This window comes from Paenibacillus sp. SAF-068, from assembly GCF_051967555.1.
Lineage (GTDB): Bacteria > Bacillota > Bacilli > Paenibacillales > Paenibacillaceae > Paenibacillus.
Window position 1 is genome coordinate 133,986 of record NZ_JBQCJX010000008.1, and the last position, 24,122, is coordinate 158,107.

21 protein-coding genes are annotated in these 24,122 nt (G+C 47.3%); 3 read left to right on the forward strand and 18 right to left on the reverse strand.

Annotated elements, in window-relative coordinates; genetic code table 11:
• Nucleotides 1-9 precede the first annotated feature (9 nt).
• Together ACTHPG_RS26330 and ACTHPG_RS26335 are read left to right on the forward strand one after the other, a co-directional pair.
• A complete protein-coding gene (locus tag ACTHPG_RS26330; protein ID WP_440392326.1) occupies nt 10-1,149 on the forward strand; it encodes a sensor histidine kinase in 1,140 nt (379 codons plus the stop codon).
• Nucleotides 1,146-1,751 carry a response regulator transcription factor gene (locus ACTHPG_RS26335; protein WP_440392327.1) on the forward strand — a complete coding sequence of 202 codons (606 nt, stop codon included), beginning with the start codon at nt 1,146-1,148 and terminating at the stop codon, nt 1,749-1,751. The genes ACTHPG_RS26330 and ACTHPG_RS26335 overlap by 4 nt, the downstream gene beginning before the upstream one ends.
• Nucleotides 1,752-1,922: 171 nt before the next feature.
• On the opposite strand, the gene ACTHPG_RS26340 is transcribed toward ACTHPG_RS26335, so the two are convergent.
• The 3 genes from ACTHPG_RS26340 to ACTHPG_RS26350 form a co-directional block, all read right to left on the reverse strand.
• Nucleotides 1,923-2,954, reverse strand: a complete 1,032-nt coding sequence (locus tag ACTHPG_RS26340; RefSeq protein ID WP_124118318.1) for an AI-2E family transporter — start codon at nt 2,952-2,954, stop codon at nt 1,923-1,925.
• Between the two features lie 162 nt (nt 2,955-3,116).
• On the reverse strand, nt 3,117-4,076 hold the full coding sequence (trxB, locus tag ACTHPG_RS26345; RefSeq protein WP_124118319.1) for a thioredoxin-disulfide reductase: 960 nt from the start codon (nt 4,074-4,076) through the stop codon (nt 3,117-3,119).
• A gap of 172 nt (nt 4,077-4,248) precedes the next feature.
• Complete coding sequence (locus ACTHPG_RS26350; protein WP_440392328.1) at nt 4,249-5,982, reverse strand: tetratricopeptide repeat protein; 1,734 nt, start codon at nt 5,980-5,982, stop codon at nt 4,249-4,251.
• 211 nt (nt 5,983-6,193) lie between these two features.
• Between ACTHPG_RS26350 and ACTHPG_RS26355 the strand changes: the two genes are divergently transcribed.
• Nucleotides 6,194-6,646, forward strand: a complete 453-nt coding sequence (locus tag ACTHPG_RS26355) for a hypothetical protein (RefSeq protein WP_440392329.1) — start codon at nt 6,194-6,196, stop codon at nt 6,644-6,646.
• A gap of 140 nt (nt 6,647-6,786) precedes the next feature.
• On the opposite strand, the gene ACTHPG_RS26360 is transcribed toward ACTHPG_RS26355, so the two are convergent.
• From ACTHPG_RS26360 to hisG, 15 genes are all read right to left on the reverse strand, one after another.
• Nucleotides 6,787-8,538, reverse strand: coding sequence for a hypothetical protein (locus ACTHPG_RS26360; protein ID WP_440392330.1), 1,752 nt, complete (start codon nt 8,536-8,538; stop codon nt 6,787-6,789).
• A 264-nt stretch (nt 8,539-8,802) separates the two neighbouring features.
• The gene (locus tag ACTHPG_RS26365) at nt 8,803-9,753 is read right to left on the reverse strand and encodes a sugar phosphate isomerase/epimerase family protein (protein ID WP_440392331.1); all 951 of its coding nucleotides are present in this window, start codon (nt 9,751-9,753) and stop codon (nt 8,803-8,805) included.
• 57 nt (nt 9,754-9,810) lie between these two features.
• A complete protein-coding gene (locus ACTHPG_RS26370) occupies nt 9,811-10,683 on the reverse strand; it encodes a carbohydrate ABC transporter permease (protein ID WP_440392332.1) in 873 nt (290 codons plus the stop codon).
• Between the two features lie 70 nt (nt 10,684-10,753).
• Nucleotides 10,754-11,653, reverse strand: coding sequence for an ABC transporter permease (locus tag ACTHPG_RS26375; RefSeq protein ID WP_124118325.1), 900 nt, complete (start codon nt 11,651-11,653; stop codon nt 10,754-10,756).
• Between the two features lie 131 nt (nt 11,654-11,784).
• Nucleotides 11,785-13,374, reverse strand: coding sequence for an extracellular solute-binding protein (locus ACTHPG_RS26380; RefSeq protein WP_440392333.1), 1,590 nt, complete (start codon nt 13,372-13,374; stop codon nt 11,785-11,787).
• Between the two features lie 445 nt (nt 13,375-13,819).
• A complete protein-coding gene (locus ACTHPG_RS26385; RefSeq protein ID WP_440392334.1) occupies nt 13,820-16,081 on the reverse strand; it encodes a helix-turn-helix domain-containing protein in 2,262 nt (753 codons plus the stop codon).
• A gap of 253 nt (nt 16,082-16,334) precedes the next feature.
• Nucleotides 16,335-17,282 carry a ribose-phosphate diphosphokinase gene (locus ACTHPG_RS26390; RefSeq protein ID WP_440392335.1) on the reverse strand — a complete coding sequence of 316 codons (948 nt, stop codon included), beginning with the start codon at nt 17,280-17,282 and terminating at the stop codon, nt 16,335-16,337.
• 303 nt (nt 17,283-17,585) lie between these two features.
• Nucleotides 17,586-18,410 carry a histidinol-phosphatase HisJ gene (hisJ, locus tag ACTHPG_RS26395; protein WP_440392336.1) on the reverse strand — a complete coding sequence of 275 codons (825 nt, stop codon included), beginning with the start codon at nt 18,408-18,410 and terminating at the stop codon, nt 17,586-17,588.
• Between the two features lie 12 nt (nt 18,411-18,422).
• Nucleotides 18,423-19,157 carry a bifunctional phosphoribosyl-AMP cyclohydrolase/phosphoribosyl-ATP diphosphatase HisIE gene (gene hisIE, locus ACTHPG_RS26400; RefSeq protein ID WP_440392337.1) on the reverse strand — a complete coding sequence of 245 codons (735 nt, stop codon included), beginning with the start codon at nt 19,155-19,157 and terminating at the stop codon, nt 18,423-18,425.
• The gene (hisF, locus tag ACTHPG_RS26405) at nt 19,150-19,911 is read right to left on the reverse strand and encodes an imidazole glycerol phosphate synthase subunit HisF (protein ID WP_440392338.1); all 762 of its coding nucleotides are present in this window, start codon (nt 19,909-19,911) and stop codon (nt 19,150-19,152) included. Before hisF ends, hisIE begins: the two co-directional genes overlap by 8 nt.
• Nucleotides 19,912-19,941: 30 nt before the next feature.
• A complete protein-coding gene (gene hisA / locus ACTHPG_RS26410; RefSeq protein WP_047841450.1) occupies nt 19,942-20,676 on the reverse strand; it encodes a 1-(5-phosphoribosyl)-5-[(5-phosphoribosylamino)methylideneamino]imidazole-4-carboxamide isomerase in 735 nt (244 codons plus the stop codon).
• 61 nt (nt 20,677-20,737) lie between these two features.
• Nucleotides 20,738-21,364, reverse strand: coding sequence for an imidazole glycerol phosphate synthase subunit HisH (hisH, locus tag ACTHPG_RS26415; RefSeq protein ID WP_440392339.1), 627 nt, complete (start codon nt 21,362-21,364; stop codon nt 20,738-20,740).
• 3 nt (nt 21,365-21,367) lie between these two features.
• Nucleotides 21,368-21,994, reverse strand: a complete 627-nt coding sequence (hisB, locus tag ACTHPG_RS26420; RefSeq protein ID WP_440392340.1) for an imidazoleglycerol-phosphate dehydratase HisB — start codon at nt 21,992-21,994, stop codon at nt 21,368-21,370.
• Nucleotides 21,987-23,291 carry a histidinol dehydrogenase gene (hisD, locus tag ACTHPG_RS26425; protein ID WP_440392341.1) on the reverse strand — a complete coding sequence of 435 codons (1,305 nt, stop codon included), beginning with the start codon at nt 23,289-23,291 and terminating at the stop codon, nt 21,987-21,989. Before hisD ends, hisB begins: the two co-directional genes overlap by 8 nt.
• Nucleotides 23,292-23,461: 170 nt before the next feature.
• Complete coding sequence (gene hisG, locus ACTHPG_RS26430; protein ID WP_062837770.1) at nt 23,462-24,121, reverse strand: ATP phosphoribosyltransferase; 660 nt, start codon at nt 24,119-24,121, stop codon at nt 23,462-23,464.
• Nucleotide 24,122: the final 1 nt, after the last annotated feature.

Sequence of the window (24,122 nt, forward strand, 5' to 3'; positions counted from 1 at the left end):
TTTCGACGCATGCTTCAAGGTTTCGAGCTTTTCCCCAAGAGATACGGTGTCTACCCGTATATATGGCTAATCTATTTAGCCATGCCCTTATACTATTTATGGAGCTCACATGGGCTTCAGCAGTACATCGGGATTTCAACTTTTGTTGTTTTCGTTCTAACCTATCGGCAACTCTATATGACTGCGGGCACATCCCACTTTTCCTATTGGCTTAGCCTGCAGATGTTATGTGTGCTTATCCTTACACTAATTCTTGATCCCAACATGTTTTTTCTTGGATTTTTCACGGCTAATTTCATTGGATGGTATTCAGATAAACGCGTTTTTCGCTTCTTTCTGTTCATTTTCGCCATCATTCAGACCATTCCCATAGCCATGATCTTCACCTTCAACCAACTCAATACCGAACGATTGCTGTTCTTTATTCCGTTTTATCTCATCATGCTGGTATCGCCTTATGGCATCAAAACGATGTTGGATCGGCAGCAACTGGAAGCTGAACTTGATGAAGCGCACCAGCATATCAAAGAACTGATCAAGCGAGAAGAACGCATGCGCATTGCCCGGGATCTGCACGATACGATGGGGCATACACTCTCTTTGATTACATTAAAAAGTGAACTTGTTACCAAGCTTATCGCCAAAAATCCTGAACGAGCGATCCAAGAAGCACGTGAAATTGAGCGCACCTCACGTGCTGCCTTACGAGAGGTACGTCAACTCGTCTCCGATATGCGGGCCATCAGTATCACAGAGGCATTGGCTGATGCCAAAGAAACCTTGAAAAGTGCCGACATCGAATTCCGACTGACTGGAAAACAGGAATCCTATGCTGATGTGCCTGACTTGACTCAGAACATGGCAAGTCTCTGTATCCTGGAGTCCGTGACGAATATCGTAAAGCACAGCAAAGCCACTCTAGGTATAATTCAACTGGAACGATTACCTGATGGAATCAGGATTATGGTCCAGGATAATGGCATTGGCATGAGCTCAAATCAACATCACGGAAACGGACTGAAGGGAATGTCCGAGCGGCTGGATCTGATCGACGGCTCATTTCAGGTTTCCTCGGGTTCGAAAGGAACCAGGGTCGTCATTTTCTTTCCCTTAATCGCCAGCGAACCACAAGGAGGACTATCACTATGATTCGTATATTAATTGCCGAAGACCAACGTATGCTGCGTGGTGCGCTTGCCTCCCTGCTCGATCTTGAAGACGATCTTAAAGTCATTGGAGAAGCAGGGAATGGAGAGGAAGCCCTGAGACAGATGGCTACTCTCCAGCCAGATATTTGCCTGATGGACATTGAAATGCCTGTAATGAGTGGACTTGATGTGGCTGAGCGCATTCACCAACTTGGTCTGAGTTGTCGGATCATTATCCTCACAACGTTTGCTCGGCCTGGATTCCTGGAACGGGCTATACAAGCCGGAGTTCAGGGCTATCTGCTCAAGGACGAGCCTAGTGACCGCTTGGCTGAGGCCATTCGGCGAGTGATGAACGGTGGACGAGAAGTGTCACCTGAGCTTGTTTTTGGCGCAGCCAAAGCCGTTAACCCGTTAACGGAACGGGAGAAGGAAGTGCTCAAACTGGCAGCCACCGGGATGAATGCCAATCATATCGCTGCCTCCCTGCATCTCTCCTACGGGACCGTACGTAACTATTTATCCGAGGCCTTCGCCAAGCTGGACGCCAAGAACCGAATGGAAGCCGTCGCTATCGCCGAGGAGAAAGGCTGGCTGTCATAGGACTTTCGTTCGCGAAGCACGATATATGGTCCAGAGAGAACTTCATTCACGATTCATTACACCTTCTGGTGTATGGCATCGAAAAAAAACGCCTTCCAGCAAGCTGGAGGCGTTTTAATCTTTTTTACACACATCATTATTTACAGAACTCAGCCGTTCTTCAGCTATACGTCACAGCTTCGATTCCACACGCACTGGCTCTTCTGTCTTCTCCATCTTGTTTACATCCAGAATATCTAACAGGAAAACGAAGATCGGGATACCAATGATCAGTCCCCAGATCCCCAGGAAGTGCTGTGACAGAATCAGTACGATAAAGGTATAGAACATCGGCAATTTGGTCTTGTGTGCCATCAGTTTCGGATTCAGGAAGTACGTCTCCAAGGCATGAATCACAATAATCATAATAATCACAATGATGCTTAATTTCAGTCCACCCATCTGATACCCTATCAGACAGAGCGGTACCAGTGAGATGATAACCCCCGCCACGGGCACCAGACTGAGCAGGAACACCAGAATGGTCAGCGCGAACAGATATGGGAAACCCAGAATCCATAAGCCCAGGATCGTCAGCACTGTATTAAACACCGCAATAAGAAGCTGTGCCTCAATGACTTTACCAAAAGAAGACACGAATTTGTCTCCCAGATAAGCTACTTCATTATAGAACCATCCAATTTTACTTGTTTTGAACTTGGACGTGAACTTGGATATTTCCTGCTTCTGCAACAAGAAGAACAGACTCAGAATGATAACAAGCAGAATAAATTCCAGCCATTTGCTCAAAGCAAAAATATATTTCAATGCATCATTGGTGTAATTTTTAATATCGAAGGATTGAAGATAACCCGCAATTTTGGATGCAAAATTATCACCGTCTGCACTATCCAGAAATTTCATAATTTCGTTCGTTAACTGAACGACCTGATCCACGATCCGTGGTGAATATCTGGAGATGCCGAGCACAATGACTGCAATAACAATCATATAGAGCAGGATGACTACAACTTTATAATTGATCGGAAACAACCGATTCAAACCACCTGTAATGAAGTGCTGTAATCTGTTCATGACATACGTCACCAAGAACAACAGCAGGATCATGTGCAGCATACTCCCCATACTGAACAAAACCAAACAGAACAAGAGCAGGATCAAAAATCGTCTCACTGTCGCATTCTGCAACCAATCTTTTATCATTTCCCCCAAAATCTTCACCTCACAGCTAATATGCCCCATATGTATACGAACTCATGCCCACTATAGTTTCAAAAAAAGAGAAGCCTTCCGGCTTCTCTCATTTCATGAGACTTCCCGTTGTCTCTTATTCCTAGCTTATGCCTAACCATATGCGTGTAATGCTTATTTATCCAACGTTTCGCTCCAATCATGGACAATGCTTCCTTCAAGGAACTTCTCACAATCCATCGCGGCCATACATCCGGATCCTGCAGCTGTAATAGCTTGACGATATTTCGTATCCTGAACATCACCACAGGCGAATACACCCGGAATATTGGTCTCCGTTGTTCCCGGTTTAACCACTACATAGCCATGTTCGTCCAGTGTGATTGCATTACCCAGAAATCCGGTATTTGGTGTGTGACCAATGGCAACGAACACGCCGTCTGCTTCTAGCAACTCTTCCTGCCCCGTCTCATTGTTGCGCACCTTCAGTCCTTTGACACCCATAGCTTCCGGTACGACCTCGAGTGGAGTACGGTTCAGCGCCCACTTCACCTTCTCATTGCTGCGAGCCCGATCCTGCATAATCTTGGATGCACGCAATTCATCCCGACGGTGAACCAATGTGACGTCTGTTGCAAAACGAGTCAGGAAGCTCGCTTCCTCCATCGCAGAGTCTCCACCGCCCACAACCACGATTTTTTTGCCCCGGAAGAAGAAACCGTCACATGTCGCGCATGTGCTTACACCACGTCCCACATTTTCCTGTTCACCCGGAATACCGAGATAACGAGCAGAAGCACCTGTGGAGATAATGATTGATTCAGCTTCCAATTCACCGATTCCTCCAACTTTGACCTTGAAGGGCGGTTTGCTGAAATCAACTTCTTCCACCCAACCATTTTTGAATTCAGCTCCAAAACGTTCAGCTTGCTTACGCATGTTGTCCATCAGCTCTGGACCCATGATACCTTGCGGGAAACCGGGGAAATTCTCAACTTCCGTTGTCGTCGTCAATTGACCACCCGGCTGAAGACCTTCGATAACCAGTGGTTTCAGATTAGCACGTGCCAGATAAATCGCTGCAGTCAGACCCGCAGGTCCCGTTCCGATCACAATCGTTCTGTATTTAGACATATAGATACAGCCTCCTTAATTAAGGTGAGAATGTGTTGTACTAGCGATGAACTTGCCAAGATGATATCCTACAGGCATTTACGAGGCCCATTCGTTAAGTTTACCCGTTTTCCCGGTTGTTGTATCCTTCACCTCATGATGTCTTTCTGAAAACGAGTGAGGGCCAACTTTTTTATACAAGTGGTGGATTGCTGTTACAGACCTTATGAATCTGTTTAGCATACTTGCTAACCGTTGATGCCGATATCCCATACCGCTCCGCAATGCTTTGATAGGTAACGGGCCGACTGTGATTCTTCGCTGCCAAATATTCAAGTCCCGCAGCCCAACCTTCAATCTGTTTCGTGCCCGGAACCTCCGGATGTACCCGGGACACATAATCGGTCCAGAGCCGTTCCATCTCTTGCTGCAACTCAGCCTTCGCTTCAGACATCTGTAACGCACGATCAACAACAGCCTGCCAATGGGAGGTTGAGCCACTGTCCGATTGTTCTGATGTGGATTGAACCTTCCCAATGGACTTCAAGGCAACAGGAGAAAAGGGACGAACTACCTGAGTATTCCGATCCTCATCTTCAGCCGATTTCAATCCGCTCAGCACATCTTGTGCTGCCTTAAGCAGATCCTGTTCTTCTCCAGGCTCTTCAATGAAGGATTGCAGAGCCTGCTGCACCTCATAATCACCGATCATTCCAAGCGCATGAATAACCTGCAGCTTCGTTGCCCGATCACCATGCCGCAGTGCCCAGAAGAACGATGAACGAATCAGTGGATCATTCTTCATTTCTTCAGGTATGCCGTTACCATAGTTCTCCCACTGTCTGAACTGCTCATCGAATGGCAAATGATAGTGATAACTTAGCTTCTCTGGCTCTTGTTCGCCTTGTTTTACAGCCTCAAGACCTGACAGATAGTATCGGGATACTTCGGAACCCGGATCAAGCTTGGACACATGATGCCACAGACGCTCAGCAGCATCGTACCGTTCTGTATTATAAGCCGCCACTGCTGCATAATGAGCAAGTGCCGGATCAGCAGCTGTCTCTTCGTCCTTGAGCAAACGCCGGAAGTGAATATAAGCCGTATCGTGTTGGCCCAGAATTCCCATCGTTGTCGCGAGTTTGTAGACTTGCTCGTGTTGGAACGGCACGATGACCCGCAATTTTTTGATCAGAAGCAGCACTTGATCAGCCCGGTTCTCATTCTGATGGAAAATGGCCAGATTACAGAGTGCATGCAGATTCCCCGGCTCCTGTTCAAGCACTTCCGCAATGGTCTCTTTTGCTTTGGAAAAAAGACCCATATAATAGTAGGCGAGTGCCAGATTGTTACGGGCAGCCAAGTAATCAGGATAATCAGAAGACATGCCTTCGAGTAATTCAGCAGCCTGTGCAAATTTCCCTTCTTCCAGCAGTTCCCGTGCCTGATCGTGCTCCACTACACCTTTGCGTGATTTGATTCGATTCAATTTGGTCGGACGATCCAGCTCATAATACAGAAGCTCCATCATCTCTTCGGCCTCCGTCATGAACTGACCCTGGGTGTCCTCCTCCAGATAGGTAACAAGTGCTTGCTCGGCTTCCTCAAACCGATCCATATTTGCATAATTGTTCGCCATATAGAAGTAACATTCCGTCATCGACGGATCTACCACTTCCAGCACGTTAGCCAGAATGGCATTGGAGGCTTCGTAATCCCCCTTCTCCGATAATATACCCGCCATATTACAATGATTCACCGGATTTTCCGGTTCGTATTCAACAGCTTTGCGAAAATATTTTAATGCCTTGTCGACATGATTACGGTCCAGCGAGCGGACAGCTCTTTCAAAAAAGAAAGAAGCATCCAAGTGAATCGGTATAATATTGGCAAGGTGTCCCTCAGCCCGCACTAGCTTGCCCTTCATCTCCAAGGCACCTCCTCTTTGCATTTCATTCATACTCTTCAGTATACCACATCTTAAGGCCCACTTCTCAACATGTAGTTTCATGTCGTTTATGAAAAAAATGCAAAAGAAGATGATATTTCATTTTGCGGAAACAAATCATCTTTGGGCGTTGTTTATTCTATTAGAACCCGTCCTAGACACATCATTATTATGTTAAGGAGATGTTATATTGATGATCTCAAAAATAAAACCACTTGTATTCATCTTAATATGCTTGTTAGCTCTGAATGGATGTTCCGAAGATATAGAAGACAAGGAAAATCACTTCACATCAGATGATGTGCTGAGAGTACTCGAGTCTCAGGAACTGGACTTAGTGTCCTTTGGTAAAACCGGGTATCCTTTGAAATTAAATGATATTCTACCTGAGGTGTACTCCGTTGAAGCGCCAGGGAACGAAGATCCGTATAACCCTGAATTTATGCATTTTTATATTTTCAATTCTGAGAAGGAGCGTATTAACGGGACAAAAGAATTTAATAAGCACATGGAGCGGGCCCATTTTACAACATTCCCTTTTTTATATGAGAAAAGTAATGTGCTTATCGTTTACTGGAGCAAAACCAAAGATAGTCCGCTGTTCAATAAACCGATCGAAACTGCGTTAGAACAATTGGAATGATATTAGTTCATATATTACTGGACCGAGCTCCACAGTGGGAATACCAGCTTAGAACACTTGTTGGATTCAATCGTACATAAAAGAAGACCGAGCCCTAGGGTTCGGTCTTTAACGGTCATGGCTTAAAGGATTTAATGGATTTAATTCTTCAGCGCCATCGAAGGCGAAAGTGTGATATGAATGGTTTTATCAAACGGCGTCATGAAATTGACCAGCACAACCTTGCACTTGTCCGGCAGTTTTGCCTCACGAACCGTTGCCGCCAGATGTCCGAGTTCGCCCCCGGTGATCTCCAGCCAGTCTTCTCCGCAGGTATAACGTAAGATACCGCCTTTCCACAAGAAGTGACCCTCACTCGTTTCAATCGCATCCTCACAGGTAAGCTCACCTTCACTTCCAAACACAAAGGACAATTGCATCATCGTATCCTCCGGTTCATTCCCAGTGAGATGCATCTTCCAGCCATTTTCTGTATGCAGCACTTCTGCCCCTACACGGAGTGTCTGCTCATGAGTAAGTTGACGACTCTGATGGGGTAACAAGTACCACGGACTTATGGCTGATGCAGCAGATTCCGGCAAAAGTTCCGTAGGAATCGGGCCGTAGTACCCTTTCTTCTGTTCACCCGTCAGGTGATATCCCTCGGGCAGCTTGGTCATGTTTTGCATGGGTATATATCCCGGATTAAAATAAGAAGCCAATTGCACAGCAAGCAGACGCACCTGACCATGTCGGAGTGCAAAGAAAGGCGGCACTTCTGTCATTACGGTTACGCTTGTATCACCCTTACGGATTCGGGCCACAGGAGCACCAAAGTCCGTGTGCATCCGACTGTGAGAGATTCGTCCATGATGTCCGGTCGAATCCATCTGCCCCAGATACTGCACGCGTGCAAAGTGTTCATTCAGCATCATCTCGTAATTTTCCAGGAGCGAATCCTTCGTACCACTGGTTTGCTGAAGATCAGGTTCCAGCAACAATCTAACGAGAGCGTTGACTGAGCATACGCCCGGGTCCGTCAATGCACTATCTGCCCATGCTGCCATGCCCGCAAAAATGGAGTCACCATCGATCTTCGCCAAGATCGCATAGGGTAGATAATACGATGACAAGTCATGGATACTCCCCAGATCCTGCCGACCGGAATAATCTGTCACAATCTCACCTGTGGGATGCACCAGATACACCATCATTCGAAGATTTAGACGCACTGGCTCCAGCAATTCTGGACGCTTGAGCAGACGTGCCGCATGAATGAGCATAATGTCGCTTACCGCATTATAGATTCCGTTGCTTCGTTCGGTCCACTCCCCATCGGGTGTAATGTCCATGCCTTCCGCCAGCCACTGCTCTGCGCGCTGCACAGCTTCCTCCACACCAAAAATGTCATGCAAGAAACCGAGCGCCGCGCATAGCACCCAGCGATGATTAGGCGTGTGACAACCTCCTGTAAGCATGGTTGGAATTGTCCGTTCCAGAAATAGCTTCATATTGTTCAATACAGGTTGCAGCGGCTCCCATTGTTGCTGCAGAAGAAGCTGATACAACTGTGAGTACCCCACAACAACAAATGCGGTATCAGGAGGAGAATGATAGTTAGTCCAGCCTGGCGATATTGAACCATCTTCATGCTGGAAGCGAAGTACATATTCCGTAGCTAACAGCAGTCGATTCAACAACGCCTCATCCCGGTAATAGATGGAGTCCGGATTGGAAAGCGCTGCTCCCCAGTAACACATATCCGTGGGTGTTCCAGTCGTATGGTTGACCCAGGCAACACCTGTATGAGAATCGATGGTCCCTCCATAGTAACGGCTTTCCGGGTCAAGCATCTGCCGGGATATGCCTCTTTCTACCGCTCTGTCATTACTGTCCACCAGTTGTTTGTACATGTGCAGTCCCCTCCATACCAATGCATTCTCCCGATGTGCGGAATATGTGCTTCAGCGCCTTCAATTCAGAACAGAAGCTAACTCATACCGCCCGTAGGTGAGTTTATTTTTCTCGTCAGTATATACCATATACCGACAAAAGTCGCTAGAAAATACGTGCTTGTATAACTACATATCTACGGATCTTCGTCACTGAGGAAACAGTCGTTGAACACACGCTGTGAACACGCCAACTGTATCCCCCATCACCGCGCCTACTCTGTCTTACTCTGCCACTCCAAGCTTCTTCATAAGCAAGTCATGACTCTCGTGGATTTCTTCTGCCTTGCAGGCAGACTTCAACTCATACACCTTCACCTGGGCCCGGCGAATCATCGGCAGATAAGCATCATAGAAGTTCATATCCTTACTGTGTACATACGGGCACCAGTGATCAGAGAGACCGAGGGTCTCATGAATATGCACTCCTACGATATCATCCATCAGCCCCTGCATTTCTCCCACACTGTCATAAAGGCCCATTCGGTCCATCATGATGGCATGACCGGTATCGTACCAGATACCAACCGGAGCCCCTTTGAGGGCCGTGATGATGGTCTTGGCTTCGGCAAGGGTAGGAATTTGTTGTGGTCGCGATCTTGTCTCGATGCCAAAACGAACATTCAGACCTTTAGCTGCCGCCCGATTGCATACCTCATCCAGACTGACGATAATTTTCTCCACATACCCTGAACTGAGGGCTTCCCGCCGCTCCATCAATTCAGCCCATTTGCTGTGATACTTCGGTGAGTCCGGACCTTCCTCGTTATAGATCCTTCCAAGGTCTTTGCTGATATCCTCAGGAAAAGGTACCTCTCCCGGGTGTACAACAACAGCTTCTCCCCCATAACGTTGGGCATATTCAGCCGACTCTACCAGTAATTCGATCGCCCGCTTACGTTTCACTTCATCTTCGAAGCCGAGCAAGATGGAATCCGTACCGTAGTCTGGATCAGGATCATGTGGAAAAGTGTTGTGGACACTGGACACCCCAATCTCCCCGCGCTCGATCATCGGCTCAATCGTTTTAAGCATTTCTTTCGTTACATTATAATTTAGCTCCACCCGATGAAAGCCGAGATCCGCAATCTCCCGAATCATGTCTTCCCCGACATCATGCTTTCGGATATTCCAGCATGTCGAGAATGAGTATTCTCCTTTATCTCTTCCCTGCATATTACGTTCCTTCTCCTTCCCCAATTGTGATGTTTAGCGTATATAGAGACTACGAAATTACCCTTTAACCGCTCCCAGCATCGCACCGCTGACGAAGTACTTTTGCAGCCACGGATAAACAAGCAGAATAGGTACCGTTGCGAATACAACTGTAGCTGCCTTGAGACTTTCCGGAGTCAGTGGTGTGCGGTCAGCACCTTCCATCAATGTAAGCTCGCTCACCATGTTGTTTTGAACCATTTGGAAGAGCTTTAGTTGTAACGGATACAACTTGGGATCATTAATATACAACAGTGAATCCTGGAATCCATTCCATCGACCAACCGCATAGAATAGCGCTAATGTGGCAAGTACAGGCATGGATAATGGCAGTATGATTTTGAATAGCGTGTGTACATGTGAGCTGCCGTCAATTTCTGCTGACTCTTCCAGACTTTCAGGAATGCCTCTGAAAAATGAGATCAGGATAATCAGGTTGAACGGACTCACCAGTCCCGGTAAGATCAGTGCCCAGACTGAATTAAGCATATGAAGATCACGAATGAGCAAATACTCGGGAATCATCCCGCCACTGAAGAACATCGTAATGATGATGACATACATGAAGAGCTTGCGCCCTTTCAATTTTTTCTTAGTTAACGGATATGCAGCAGCAAGTGTGAATAACATGCACAACACCGTGGTTGCCACTGTCAAAACAGTCGTAAAGCCAAGTGAATATATCATGGATTGATCAGAGAATACTTGAATATACGCATCCCAGTTAAATTCTTTAGGGAAAATGGTCACTTCTCCCGAAGTAATAGCCCGGTTAGAACTTAGTGATATCGCAATGGTATGCAAAAATGGAGCTAGACAGAATATAACAAACAAACTGATAAAGGAGATATTAACGATATCAAAAATCCGATTTGAGGTGCGTTCACTCATATGCGCACAGCTCCTTTACTGATGGTCTAAACATACAAGCCGATTGGCGTCTCTTCCGTTTATCTACAACTTACAAAATACCCTCACCCGTTGCTTTCTTCGAAATATAGTTAGATCCTAACACGAATATGAGTCCTACCACTGCCTGGAAGAGTCCGACGACAGTTGCCAGCGTGTATTGTCCTGATTCAAGACCAACTCTGTATACAAAGGTACTGAGTACATCGGAATATTCACGCACGGCCGTATTACCAATGATGTATGGCCGATCAAAACCGATGCTGACCATATGTCCGAGATTAAGAATGAGCAAGGTCACAATGGTTGGTTTAATACTTGGCAACGTAATATGCCAGATTCTCTTCAGTCTTGAAGCTCCATCAATCTCTGCAGCCTCAAACAATTCCTTGTTCACACCGGTTAATGCCGCCAGATAAAGAATGGTACCCCATCCTGCACTCTGCCAGACACCTGTGAACAGATACGTTACAAGCCATGGATTCTTTTCTGTCAAAAATGGTATTGAATTTAATCCCATGCTTTCCAGTACACCGTTAACCATACCGGATTGATTGCCGAACAATTGGTATACAATTCCTCCGATGATTACCCATGAGATAAAGTGAGGAATGTACAGAATCGTTTGCGATATTTTTTTAAACCATTTGAATCTAACTTCATAAAGCATGATGGCCAATAAAATTGGAGCAGGAAATGAAACAAGCAGGTCGAGGAAATTTAGCATGAAGGTATTTCGTAATGTGGTGTAGAAGTCCCGCATTCCAAATACTTCACGGAAAGCATCGAAACCGATCCACTCACTCCCGTTAATGCCCTGAAACAAGTTGAAATCCTTAAAAGCGATCTGAACCCCGTACATTGGGCCGTAACGAAAGATCAAGAAGTAGATCAGAGGCAGTGAGATGAGCGCATATAATTGCCAATACCTTTTCAAGTATGTGATGGTCAAATCGGTTTCCTCCTATCAACAGAGAAACGGCTGTGCCGCCCATACTGGCGGCACACGTTCCTTCCAAAGTTATGCGGTACATTACATATTGATTTAGTAATCACAAGATGAACCTGCTTATTCAATAAAGCTTACTGAAGTGCTGCTTCAAGCTCTTTCTTCAGTTCTGTGCCACCCAGTGACATAAAATCATTCATTTCTTTTTCGTATACCGCTTCGAAGTCTGCCGGTTTAGCCATCGCAGTTTTCACAATAAGCACTTTCAACTTATCATTTAGCGCTGTACCATATTTAGATTCTGCTTCAATTGGTTTGCTGAAGATGACCGGACCAACCGTATCCGTATTAGCGATATCAATGGACTGTCTCATTAGCTCTTGGTTACGTTCTGGGAAGCCTGCAATCCATGCGGCTTCATTGGCTGCCTGATCTCCAACAACTTTACCGTTGGCAATAATAGCCATGTCTCCACCGTTGTAGATACGATCTTTGACATCCTGTGGTGCATCATCTTTAACAACTGGAACACCATCAACCATATCGTAATTTTCACCTTCGACGCCCGTGTTTATCTCTAGCAAGTTCGTTCCAGAAGCCATCCAGTCCAGGTATTTCACTGCTTCAACCGAACGTTTGCTGCTTTTTGGAATCATGATGTACATACCGTTGCTACCATAGCGGGATTTGATGTGTTTATTGTCCACATTCGGGTTGGTGTAAGCGTCAACTGCTATAACTTTGCTATCAGGTACATTTTTGGACAAATTATCAAGCATACCATCTGCATACAGAATCTGACCTACATCCTCAGACATGTAGCCAACATTACCGTTCTGGAAGTCTTTGACCAATTGCGTTTTTTCTTCATCAAGACTGAAGTCTTTGCTGATCAGACCTTCATTGTAAAGCTTGTTAAGGAACTGCATCGCATCTTTGAAGCCATCATGCAACGGTAGCTCGTAACGCTGGCTGTACGTAAGCCCATCTTGTACGGGTTTAATAAAGGAGTAAATCAATGTTTCATACTGGGCTGGGGCAAGTGCCATACCCATTGGGATGTTTTTGCTGCCCAGATTACCCGGATCTTTCTCTTTAAATGCTTTCAGCGTTTCGTAAAGCTCATCCGTTGTCGTTGGAGCCTTCATCCCAACTTTGTCGAGCCAATCCTGGCGGATATAAGAATTGTAGCGGGAAGTAATGGCACGTTTACCCGGAATAGCGAATTGCTGACCTTCAAGCTGACCAAATTTCAACAGGTCTTCGCCGAGATATTCTTTTAAGTTAGGTGCATGTTCATTAAGAAGTTCACCTACTTCAGTTAAACCACCTTGCTGAGCATAACGGTAGAACACACTGGAGTCGTATACAAACACAATATCTGGAACGTCGCTGGGGCTAGCCATTAACACGTTGAGCTTGGTTGTTTCTTCTGAACGTTGAACAGGTACGAATTGCACATCAATGTTATTTGGATCGCCGAATTTCTCTTGAACAAATTTAGTTAAGTAGTTGTTAGTGATCGTATGTGGAGAAGGACTGTTACCACGATCGAAAACCTCCACTTTCAAAGTAACACGCTCACCATTCGTTGTTGCCCCGCCTTCTGCTGATTCTTTTTCTGATGCAGACGAGCACCCCGCAAGTAAGGACACTCCCATTACCATTGTAAGTGCCAGACCCATCCATTTCTTCTTACTCCCCTTGGTTGCTTTTCCAATCATTTTGTCATCCCCTTTTACTTTGCGTGAATGTTTAAGGCTTGCTCCGAGTATTCCACATCTTCCCGAACACTAGCAATAAACCAGTTTCGGAAGCGCTTACAAACGGAATTTAGTTTATGTGATAAGCCCATTTTCGCAGACTGATTATTTTCCCAAAACTGCACTGCACTAGGCTATGATGGCTCTCAACGCCTCAAGACTCGGAACTGCCTGTCCCCATTCGAATAAACTATTTTCACACACTGCCTATATTCGTAAACGGGGAAAAAACAGGAATATATGCTTGCTGTCCTGCGAAAACAGTTGCATACGATCTCGGGGAGCCGAGATGTTCAACGAAAAAAGGCGAACCTCTGCAAGCCTGCTCTCCTAGTGGAAAGTGACTGCATGAAATTCACCCTGTGTTATCCTGATGTACAGATCTCAGAATATAATCATAATTGCGTTACTCTTCGGGTTCTCGATGTTCACGTTTCAAACGACGATAATCTCCTGGTGTAATTCCCGTTACCCGTTTAAATACACGTCCTAATGTAATTCCATTCGCATACCCAACCTTCAGGGCAATATCCTGCAAAGAGTAATCGGTATTGAGCAGAAGTTGCTCCGTCTCCTTCATGCGAAGCTCTGTAACAAAATCAACAAACTTCATGTTGAATTCTGTTTTGAACAAATAACTGGCATGTTTGCCCGTAATCTGGAATCGGTCGCTCAGATGTTTCAATGAAAGATCAGGATTGGCAAACTGTTCTTCAATATAATTTTTCATTTCGTTCACCATGGCTTTGTAACTCTTGGTTTCCGTTACGGCCACATACGTTCGGAACAAGTCCGTCAGACCATCGAACAAAAGACTTTTCACATCCGTAAGCGTCTCAGCCTCTTCCACAGCACTTAACCATCTGTTGATGTTTTCTTCGGACAGCTCTTCCTGAAGCCCTTCCGACATCATGGCAACCTCTCGGCTCAGCATCTGTAACATGGCTTGAATCAGAGAACGAATCTCGTCATCCGGCAGTTTGTTTTGTTCAAAGGCTGTAAAAATCTCCTCCAACTGTTCACGCCACTGTCCACTCGACATCCGGAACCGCTTAACAAAGTCCGCAATCATCTGCAGATAAGTATAGGTATCCAATAAAGGATGCTGTGGTTCGCCGCAATCGGCCTGGCCAACATCTCCATTCATCAACAGTTTGCGATGCATTACCGCTTCTGCGGCCGCATAGGAATCTCGTATTGTACCGATTCCCTGAGCTATAGGTCCAATGCCAAAACTTAAGGAAATGCGTAAATTTTGTTCTACCCATGATTTGCATTCCTCTGCTACAACACGAATCTGCCCAGACATGTCCATGTCGCTATCATTCTGTTCTTTGAACATAAAAAGGATTGCAATTCGATCTACACTAATCCATTCCATCCAGCATTGTACTCCCGTATTACGTGACAGCTCTTGTAATACGTTCATCAAGGCAAACTTCAGCGTATTTTGTTCACCTCTCGTGTACCTCTCCTGAAATCCCTTCTCATAACGGTTAATATCACCAACAACAACGACAAAGTGTGACAATTCATGAACGTCATCTAGTGGAGAGAGCTCTTTTAATTGTTCTTCTGCATTTTCGACATGTTCCCCATGTAACAGGGCATTGAACAACTTGCTGCGCTGCATGAGTACATTTTCCATGCTTTTCTTGTCATAATCCATCATATGATTAATCAGATTCTCAAGCACTCCGTCAATCATCTTCATCTCATCCGTCCGAGCGCCCGAGGATTCAAACGCCCGAATCTGATGAGACTCAATTCGGTTCATGATGATCTGAATGGGTTTATAGTTACGGCGTGTAATATACACGATATACACAATCGCACAGATGACAGTCACAATAGCAATGATTACCCAAACATAAGATACGACAGATACCCAGCCAAATAAGTTGCCGGCCTTAATTCCACTGGATATGGTCCAGCCCAGTCTTTCCAGCGGCAGCCTGTTCAATTCCTGACCGTCGATCGAGCCCTCTTGGTCCGAGTGTGCATTATACACAACCTTACCGTCCCGATCCGTAATCGTCAGGAATGAGAGCTGACCATTAACCATACTATCTACACTTTGTTCAATGCTGCTCATCTTAATATTAATGACCAATGTGCCCTGAGAACCAAAAGGCAAAGGCATATCCTTGTTCACGGTTAATACGCGAATAGGAGTACGTTGAACAGACTCCGTATCGAATTCCCGGACTGGCTGCCAGCCTGAACTGATAGAACCGGTACCCATCTGGTCAATCCATGCCTTATCCAAGAAACTTTCCGCTTCTCTGGAACCACTTACGGTCAGAACATGTTGATTTCGCTTGTCGTATAGATAGATGGATTGAATCCATGAAGACGAATTGGTTAGCTCCCGTAAGCTCTGTGCAATTGCATACACTGAGTCCGAGCTGGTCTCGTTTGTGTTATTAAAATAGAGCCTGTATGCCTCCTGACTCTGTACCGTTTCCAGGATGGATAGTTCAATACCCCTGATTGTGCGATCCACGGTGTCTATCATGTAGCTGGAGGAGATCCGGTCTGCTTTTTTTGTTTCCTCTTTAGAGATATCATTGATGAAAACAAACGCGATGAAAATGAGTATGCTCACCGTAAGAAAAAATATTGGGAAATACGAGAACAATAACCGGTAGTACCAATTACGAGACAATAGACCCCACTCCTCACTCCACGATGCCAATGTTCTCAGCCGTGGTTCTACTGTTCAGCATCCATCCCGCCTTAGGGACGAACACTACATGATAACGCTATCATAACTGATTTTATGTTATTATAGCACAAGCCTCGGAGCAGCAAAGCAAGAATTGAGTTCACAGAGTCAAAACAAAAAAACCGTGCTGAGCAGACAACAACTCAGACACGGAATAGCCCATCTGGCAGCACACCGTTGTATCCTTCACGCTCTAAATACCAGAATCCTTAAACAATGTGGCCATGGAGCCACCATCCACAATAATGCGTACGGCGCGGGCCAGCATTGGTGCAACAGGTAACACTTTGAAGCATTCAGGGTGGTCATTTGGCAGTGCGATCGAGTCCGTAACCACCACTTCTTCAATAGACGGGTGATTCAATTTACTTACTGCCCCATCCGAAAACAATCCGTGTGTTGCACATACATATACATTTTTGGAACCGCGTTCCTTCAACCCTTCCACAACATTCAGAATGGTTGTTCCGGTGTCGATCAGATCCTCAATAATAATAGGTGTGCGCCCTTCGACATCACCAATGACATGGGTAATCACGGATTCATTATGGCTTGGACGTTTCTTGATCATTATGGCAAATGGAGAATCCAGACGATTGGCCAGCTTCTCTGCCATCGATGCTCGTCCCGCATCAGGGGAGACCACGACAGGGTTCTCAATCCCTTTGCTTAACAGATAATCACTGATCAGGTCCAGCGATGTCATATGGTCAACCGGAATGTTGAAGAAGCCCTGAATGGCCGCTGCATGCAGGTCGATCGTTACCACCCGATTGGCGCCAGCCGTAGTTAATACATCAGCTACCATCTTGGCCGAGATCGGCTCCCGTGGAGCAGATTTACGCTCTTGACGAGCATAACCGTAATAAGGAACAATAATGTTCACCGTGCGCGCAGAAGCCCTTTTCGCGGCATCAATCATCACAAGCAGCTCAACAAACAGCTCATTAATCGGATGAGACAATGACTGTACCAGAAACACATCACAATTACGGATCGTTTCTTCATAATGAACGTATATTTCTCCGCTCTTGAACCGGGACAGCTTGATCTTGCCCAGTTGTACTCCCAGCTTGTCACATACCTGTTCTGCCAGCTTAGGGTTCGATGAACCGGAAAAAATACGTAACGAATGCTGCATAATGCCCTCCCGAGGGTTGAAGCCCCTATATAATCCCTTATCTAAAAGTGAGTGTTCAAAAAGACCGGTTTTCAGTACCGAGAAGATGGGATAAAGCTAGAAATGGAGTAGCGGAGCGTAGGAGAAAACTACGTGAGCAACCACAATGTTTCCAGAGGAAACATACTTCGTGAGCATCCACCTATTTCGGCTGAATTCCATATTCGATGCTAATGATGCCTTTAGGCATCATCCGTAATCAAAAGCGGACTTTTTGAACTACCGTTATAAGGTTATTTCCTACCCTCATTATACTCCACTGGCTTATACATTTAAAGGAATGAACGAGCGATGACGGCCTTCAAAAACAGCAACTTCCGTACAACCCAATTCATGTAAAAGTGCTTCAGCTTCAGGCAAATAATCGCCCAGTTTGAGTGGATCATGTGCATCAGAGCCCATGGTTAGTGGAATATCCAATTGGATGGCCTCCGTCAGCATTCTTCGACTAGGAAACATCTCGGCACAAGGCTTGGATAACCCGGAAGCATTTAGCTCCATGGCACAGCCACTTTTGGCAATAGCCTGCAGCGCTGCGTTCTCCAGTGAGATACGTTCTTCTGTTTGCTCCGTTGAAGGAACATAGCCGAACCGTTTAATGACATCCGTGTGGCCCATGATATCATACATGCCCGTCGCAGCTGCCTTGCTTACGGCATCATAATACTGACGATATACTTCAAGGATGTCTTTGCCCTCCCAGTGATGGGTCTGGCGGAAATCCGTAATGTCCCATTCTCCCAGGAAATGAACGGAGCCAATCACATAATCCCATGGATAACGCTCAATGATCGCTCGGATCTCTGTTTCCCAGCCTTCAATATAGTCACCTTCCAGACCCACACGTACGTCAATCTGCCCACGGTAACGTTCCTTCAGGGAGAAACACTCCTCCACATAACGTGGCAGTTCATCCATAGGCATCGCCATTTCCGGATAATATTGAGCCGGATCGACATGCAATAAGGGCATGTGATCGGACAATCCGATCTGGGATAGTCCGATCTCCACACCACGCTGCACGTACTCTTCCAGTTTGCCAACGGCATGTCCACACCGCTCATGGTGTGTGTGATAATCTATACGCACGACACTCGCCTCCTAATCGCGGCGAGGCCGTTCATGACGGCGGCTCAGCTCTGACATAATGTCGTCCAGCGGCAGCTTGCGTTCTTGTAACAGGACGAGCAGGTGATACATCAGGTCACTGACTTCCAGACGAAGCTCGTCATTATCTTTATTTTTGGCGGCGATGATCGTTTCGGATGCTTCTTCACCGATTTTTTTCAATATTTTGTCTACACCTTTATCAAATAGATACGTAGTATACGCACCCTCAGGACGCTCACGTTCACGCTCTGCAATAACAGATTCCAGTTCAGCCAATACCTCGAAGCGGCTTTCGGCACCGGAACTTGCCGAAGCAGATTCCGCCCCCGCTTCATCCGAAGCCTTATCCGCCGATTTCTCTGGCAAACCAATGATCTCATTATGGAAACATGTTACCTCACCGGTATGACAAGCAGGACCGTTCGGTTTGACCTCAACCAACAAGGTATCACCGTCACAATCATATTTCAGGGAAGTAATGGTCTGCACATTGCCAGATGTTGCCCCTTTATGCCACAGCTCTTGACGCGAGCGTGACCAGAACCAGGTTTCACCGGATTCAAGCGATAACTTCAGAGATTCGCGATTCATATAAGCCATCATTAAGACTTTCCGAGTATCCACATCCTGTACAATCGCAGGAACCAAACCGTCACTCCAACGAATGTGTTCCACAACCTGCTCCAAGGATAACTGTTCCTTGATTTCATCGCTCACTTTAGTCACGGATCTCCACCCCTTGTTCTCTCAAATGTTGTTTTAACGCCGGTACGGCGATTTCTTTGTAATGGAAAATCGTTGCGGCCAGCCCTGCATCCGCTTTGCCTGTGGTGAATATATCATAGAAATGGGATTCCTTGCCCGCACCGCCCGATGCGATAACCGGAATACGCACAGATTCAGATACTGCTGCCGTCAGCTTCAGATCGAAGCCGTCTTTTGTTCCGTCCGCGTCCATACTGGTTAGCAGAATCTCTCCCGCGCCCAAGCTCTCAGCCTGTTTAACCCATTCCAGCGCCTTGATGCCGGCGGGTTTCCGTCCACCATGTGTATAGACCTCCCACTCGCCCCAAGCTTCGTTATACTTGGCATCGATCGCTACCACGATACACTGCGAGCCAAAGCGACGCGCACCATCTGCAATCAACTGCGGATTAAGTACCGCGGCTGTATTCACTGCAATTTTATCCGCTCCTGCACGGAGAATCCGCTTCATGTCCTCCACCTTGGAGATACCGCCGCCTACCGTAAAAGGAATAGCGATCTCGCCAGCCGTCTGCCGCACGACTTCTTCCATCGTTTCGCGACCTTCTACCGAAGCGGAGATATCGAGAAATACCAGTTCATCCGCGCCCTCGCGGTCATATAGTGCCGCCAGCTCTACCGGATCACCCGCATCGCGGAGATTGACGAAGTTGACGCCTTTGACGACCCGGCCGTCCTTCACGTCCAGACAGGGAATGATTCTTTTTGCCAGCATGCTACCTCATCCTCTCTATCCGAATATGCCTTACTTATTTACCGCACGTACCGCTTCAGACAGATCAATGCTTCCTGTATACAGTGCTTTACCCACGATGGCTCCACCAACACCATCATCCGCATGACGACTCAGACGAAGCAAATCATCCATTACACTCACACCGCCGGAAGCAATGACCGTCCGTCCGCTGGCCTTGGCTAGAGATACAATCGCTTCCACATTAGGACCCTGCATCATGCCATCACGGGAAATATCCGTAAAGATAAACGTTTCTGCCCCATACGCCGCCAATTCCTTCGCGAGCACCTCTGCCTGTACTTCTGATGTTTCCAGCCATCCGCGAGTGGCCACATAACCATTACGAGCGTCGATACCGATTGCCACTTTGTCGCCGTAACGTCCCAGTACTTCCTCTGTAAAAGCACGATCCTCAATGGCTGCTGTTCCAATAATCAGCCGACTAACACCCAGACCCAGCAAACGCTCTACATCCGCTACTGTACGAAGTCCGCCGCCCACCTGAACAGGTACGTTCACAGCCGAGGCAATGCGTCCGATCAGCTCATCGTTAACAGGATGGCCCGCTTTGGCCCCGTCCAGATCCACCAGATGCACGTATGTACCGCCTTGCTTCTCCCAAGATAGAGCCACTTGAACCGGGTCATCGTTATACACGGTCTCCTGATTATAATCTCCCTGCACCAGTCTTACACATTTGCCGTCCCGGATATCAATCGCCGGATATAGGATAAAAGATGACATACAAGGCCTCCTGAATATGAATTAGATTTGTACGCTTTCTATAATTAAGAGAGATGATTGTTTACCTTTGTACAGGTGCTCCTGTCAGAGCCAGGAAGTTACCGAGCAGCTTCATGCCAAGCTCTCCGCTTTTCTCCGGGTGGAATTGCATGCCGAAGTTGGATCCTCTGCCTACAATGGCTGTCACCGGATGTCCGTAATCCGTTACCGCCAGCAGATCGTCCCTGTTGTCAGTAAGTGCATGATAGGAATGGACAAAATAGACGTGTCCTGCCTCAAGCCCCGTAAATAGCGGATTTTCACCGTGCAGGAATTCCAAACGGTTCCATCCCATATGAGGAACCTTCAATTCTCCTGGTGCGAAACGCACTACTTTACCTGGCAAAATATCCAGTCCCTCATGCTCGCCATGCTCTTCACTTGAGCTGAACAACAACTGCATCCCCAGACAGATACCAAGCAGTGGATTAGACCCGGCAGCAGCTTCCTTCACCACCGTATCCAGTCCACTCTCCCGCAGATGAACCATCGCATCACCAAAAGCACCTACGCCTGGCAGGATGACACCATCTGCACCAAGAATCTCTTGGCGGTCACCCGTGACCAGCGCCTCGTAGCCAAGACGTTCGACCGCTTTGCCGACGCTGTGCAGGTTACCCATACCGTAATCGACAATTGCAATCGCCATCGTCTACAGCACTCCTTTCGTGGAAGGCACACCAGTTACACGTGGATCAATCATCGTTGCTTCATCCAGTGCACGTCCCAATGCCTTAAAGATTGCTTCAATCATGTGGTGGGTATTCTGACCATAGTGCACAATGACATGCAACGTAATCCGAGCTTCCAGCGCCAATTTCCACAGGAATTCATGTACCAACTCTGTAGAGAAACTGCCTACCTGTTGGGAAGGGTATTCTGCACGGTATTCAAAGTGAGGTCGGTTGCTCACATCAATAATAACCTGAGCGAGTGCCTCGTCCATCGGGACAAAAACACTGGCGTAACGCTTAATACCGCGTTTGTCACCCAACGCTTCTCGCAACGTCTGTCCTAGACAAATTCCGATGTCTTCAACCGTGTGGTGATCGTCAATATCAATATCTCCACGGGCCTGCACGTTCAGGTCGAATTGTCCATGCTTCGTGAACAGATCGAGCATATGGTTTAGGAAGGGCACATCCGTTTCAATCGTGGATTGTCCTGTTCCGTCTACATTAAAGGCCAATTGGATATTGGTCTCGTTCGTTTTGCGATCAACCTCTGCTTGGCGCACTGCACCTTTGTTTTCAAGTTCCACACCATTTTGCTTATCCATTGTCCGATTCCGCCTTTCCTTCCTGTTCTAACCGTACAGCGATTGCACGGGCATGTCCTTCAAAACCCTCATGGCGGGCCAACTCTATAATAGCCGCTCCATTCTGCAGCAGCGCTTCTTTACTATAATAGATCAGACTCGACTTCTTGATAAAATCATCCACGTCCACGGGCGAACTGAATCGTGCCGTTCCATTGGTCGGAATAATGTGATTGGGTCCTGCAAAGTAATCCCCTACCGGCTCCGAACTGTACGGACCAAGGAAGATCGCGCCGGCATTCTCGATCCGGCCAGCGTATGCCATCGGCTCCTGCACCATGATCTCCAGATGCTCCGGTGCGAGCCGGTTCACCACATCGATCCCCTCATCAATGGAATCGACCACAATAATTGCGCCGTATTGCTCTACCGAAGCAGCAGCGATATCGCGCCGCGGCAGCACTTCAAGCTGCCGCTGCACTTCGCCCTGCACGGCTTCCGCCAGCGTGGCCGAATTCGTGACGAGAATGGCCGATGCCATCTCGTCATGTTCCGCCTGCGACAACAGGTCGGCGGCGACATACACCGGATTCGCCGTATCATCGGCGAGCACCACAATCTCACTCGGCCCGGCGATACTATCGATATCGACCGCACCGTACACCTCGCGCTTCGCGAGCGCCACGAAAATATTGCCCGGTCCACAGATCTTGTCGACCGGAGCGATGCTCTCCGTGCCGTAAGCCAGGGCGGCGATGGCTTGAGCGCCGCCCACCCGGTACATCTCGCTCACGCCTGCTTCCGCGGCAGCAACGAGAATGTACGGGTTAATACCTTCGCCACCGTTGGTAGACGGCGGCGTCACGAGAACAATCTCCGGCACGCCTGCCACCTGTGCCGGAATCACATTCATCAGCACAGACGATGGATACGCTGCTTTGCCGCCAGGTACATACACCCCGACCCGCTTCAGCGGTCGGATGACCTGGCCCAGCAGACTGCCGTCCGGCTGCCAATCCATCCACGAGTTGCGTTTCTGCTTCTCGTGAAACGCACGAATGTTGGCGGCGGCTTGCCGAATCGCCGTCACAAAGGATGGCTCCACGGCTGCATAAGCCGCCTGCAGCTCTTCCTGCGGCACGCGCAATTCCGCGGCCGTCAACTTCGTGCGGTCCAGCTGCTCCGTGTAACGCAGCAGTGCCGCATCACCCTCACGGCGAATGTCGCTGACAATACGCCGTACCGTTTCATTTTGCTCCGGCGTGCCATACTCCACTTCCCGCTTTAGATCAAACTCCAGTGCAGGTACAATTTTCATGTGTACAACCTCCTTATCCCCTGTAATGCCTGACATCTTATAGCTAATTCGATTCTGATTTTTCTCGTTTCTTGCTTCTATCGTTTCTTGCTTCTATTATTTCATTTTTTTGTTATTTCCGTTGCTCCATTTCCGGTTCCTTGCTACCTTGCAGTCCTTGTATCAGTAACTCATCCCCGAAGGCTTCCCGCCGAGATCTCATTCGATGCCGGTATAACCTGCTGAAGTGCATCGCACAAAGCCTGGATTCGTGCATTTTTCATCCGATAACTTACCCGATTGGCGATAAGACGGCTGGTAATGTCCAGAATGCCTGTCATCTCTACCAAACCGTTCTCACGCAGCGTCTGACCCGTCTCCACCAGATCGACGATTCGATCTGCCAGACCAATGAGGGGCGCAAGCTCAATGGAACCATTCAGCTTGATTACCTCGACCTGCTGCCCCTGCTCCCGGAAATACTGTGAAGCAATCCTCGGGTACTTCGTTGCAACACGTTGCTGAATGCCTGGCTTCCAGTCGGGAAGTCCAATCACAGACATCCGGCACTGGGCGATTCCCAGATTCAACAGTTCGTACACGTCCCGATTCTCCTCCAGCAACACGTCTTTACCAACAATTCCGATATCAGCAACACCATACTCCACATAGGTTGGAACATCTACTGGCTTCGCCATAATGAATTCCATTCCCGCTTCCGGTACCTCAATGACCAATCTGCGTGTATCGTCCACGTCTTCTGGAATATCCAGCCCCGCTTCACGGAACAATTTGGAGGCTTTTTTATAGATTCGGCCCTTCGGCATAGCCACTTTTAGAATATCCGACATC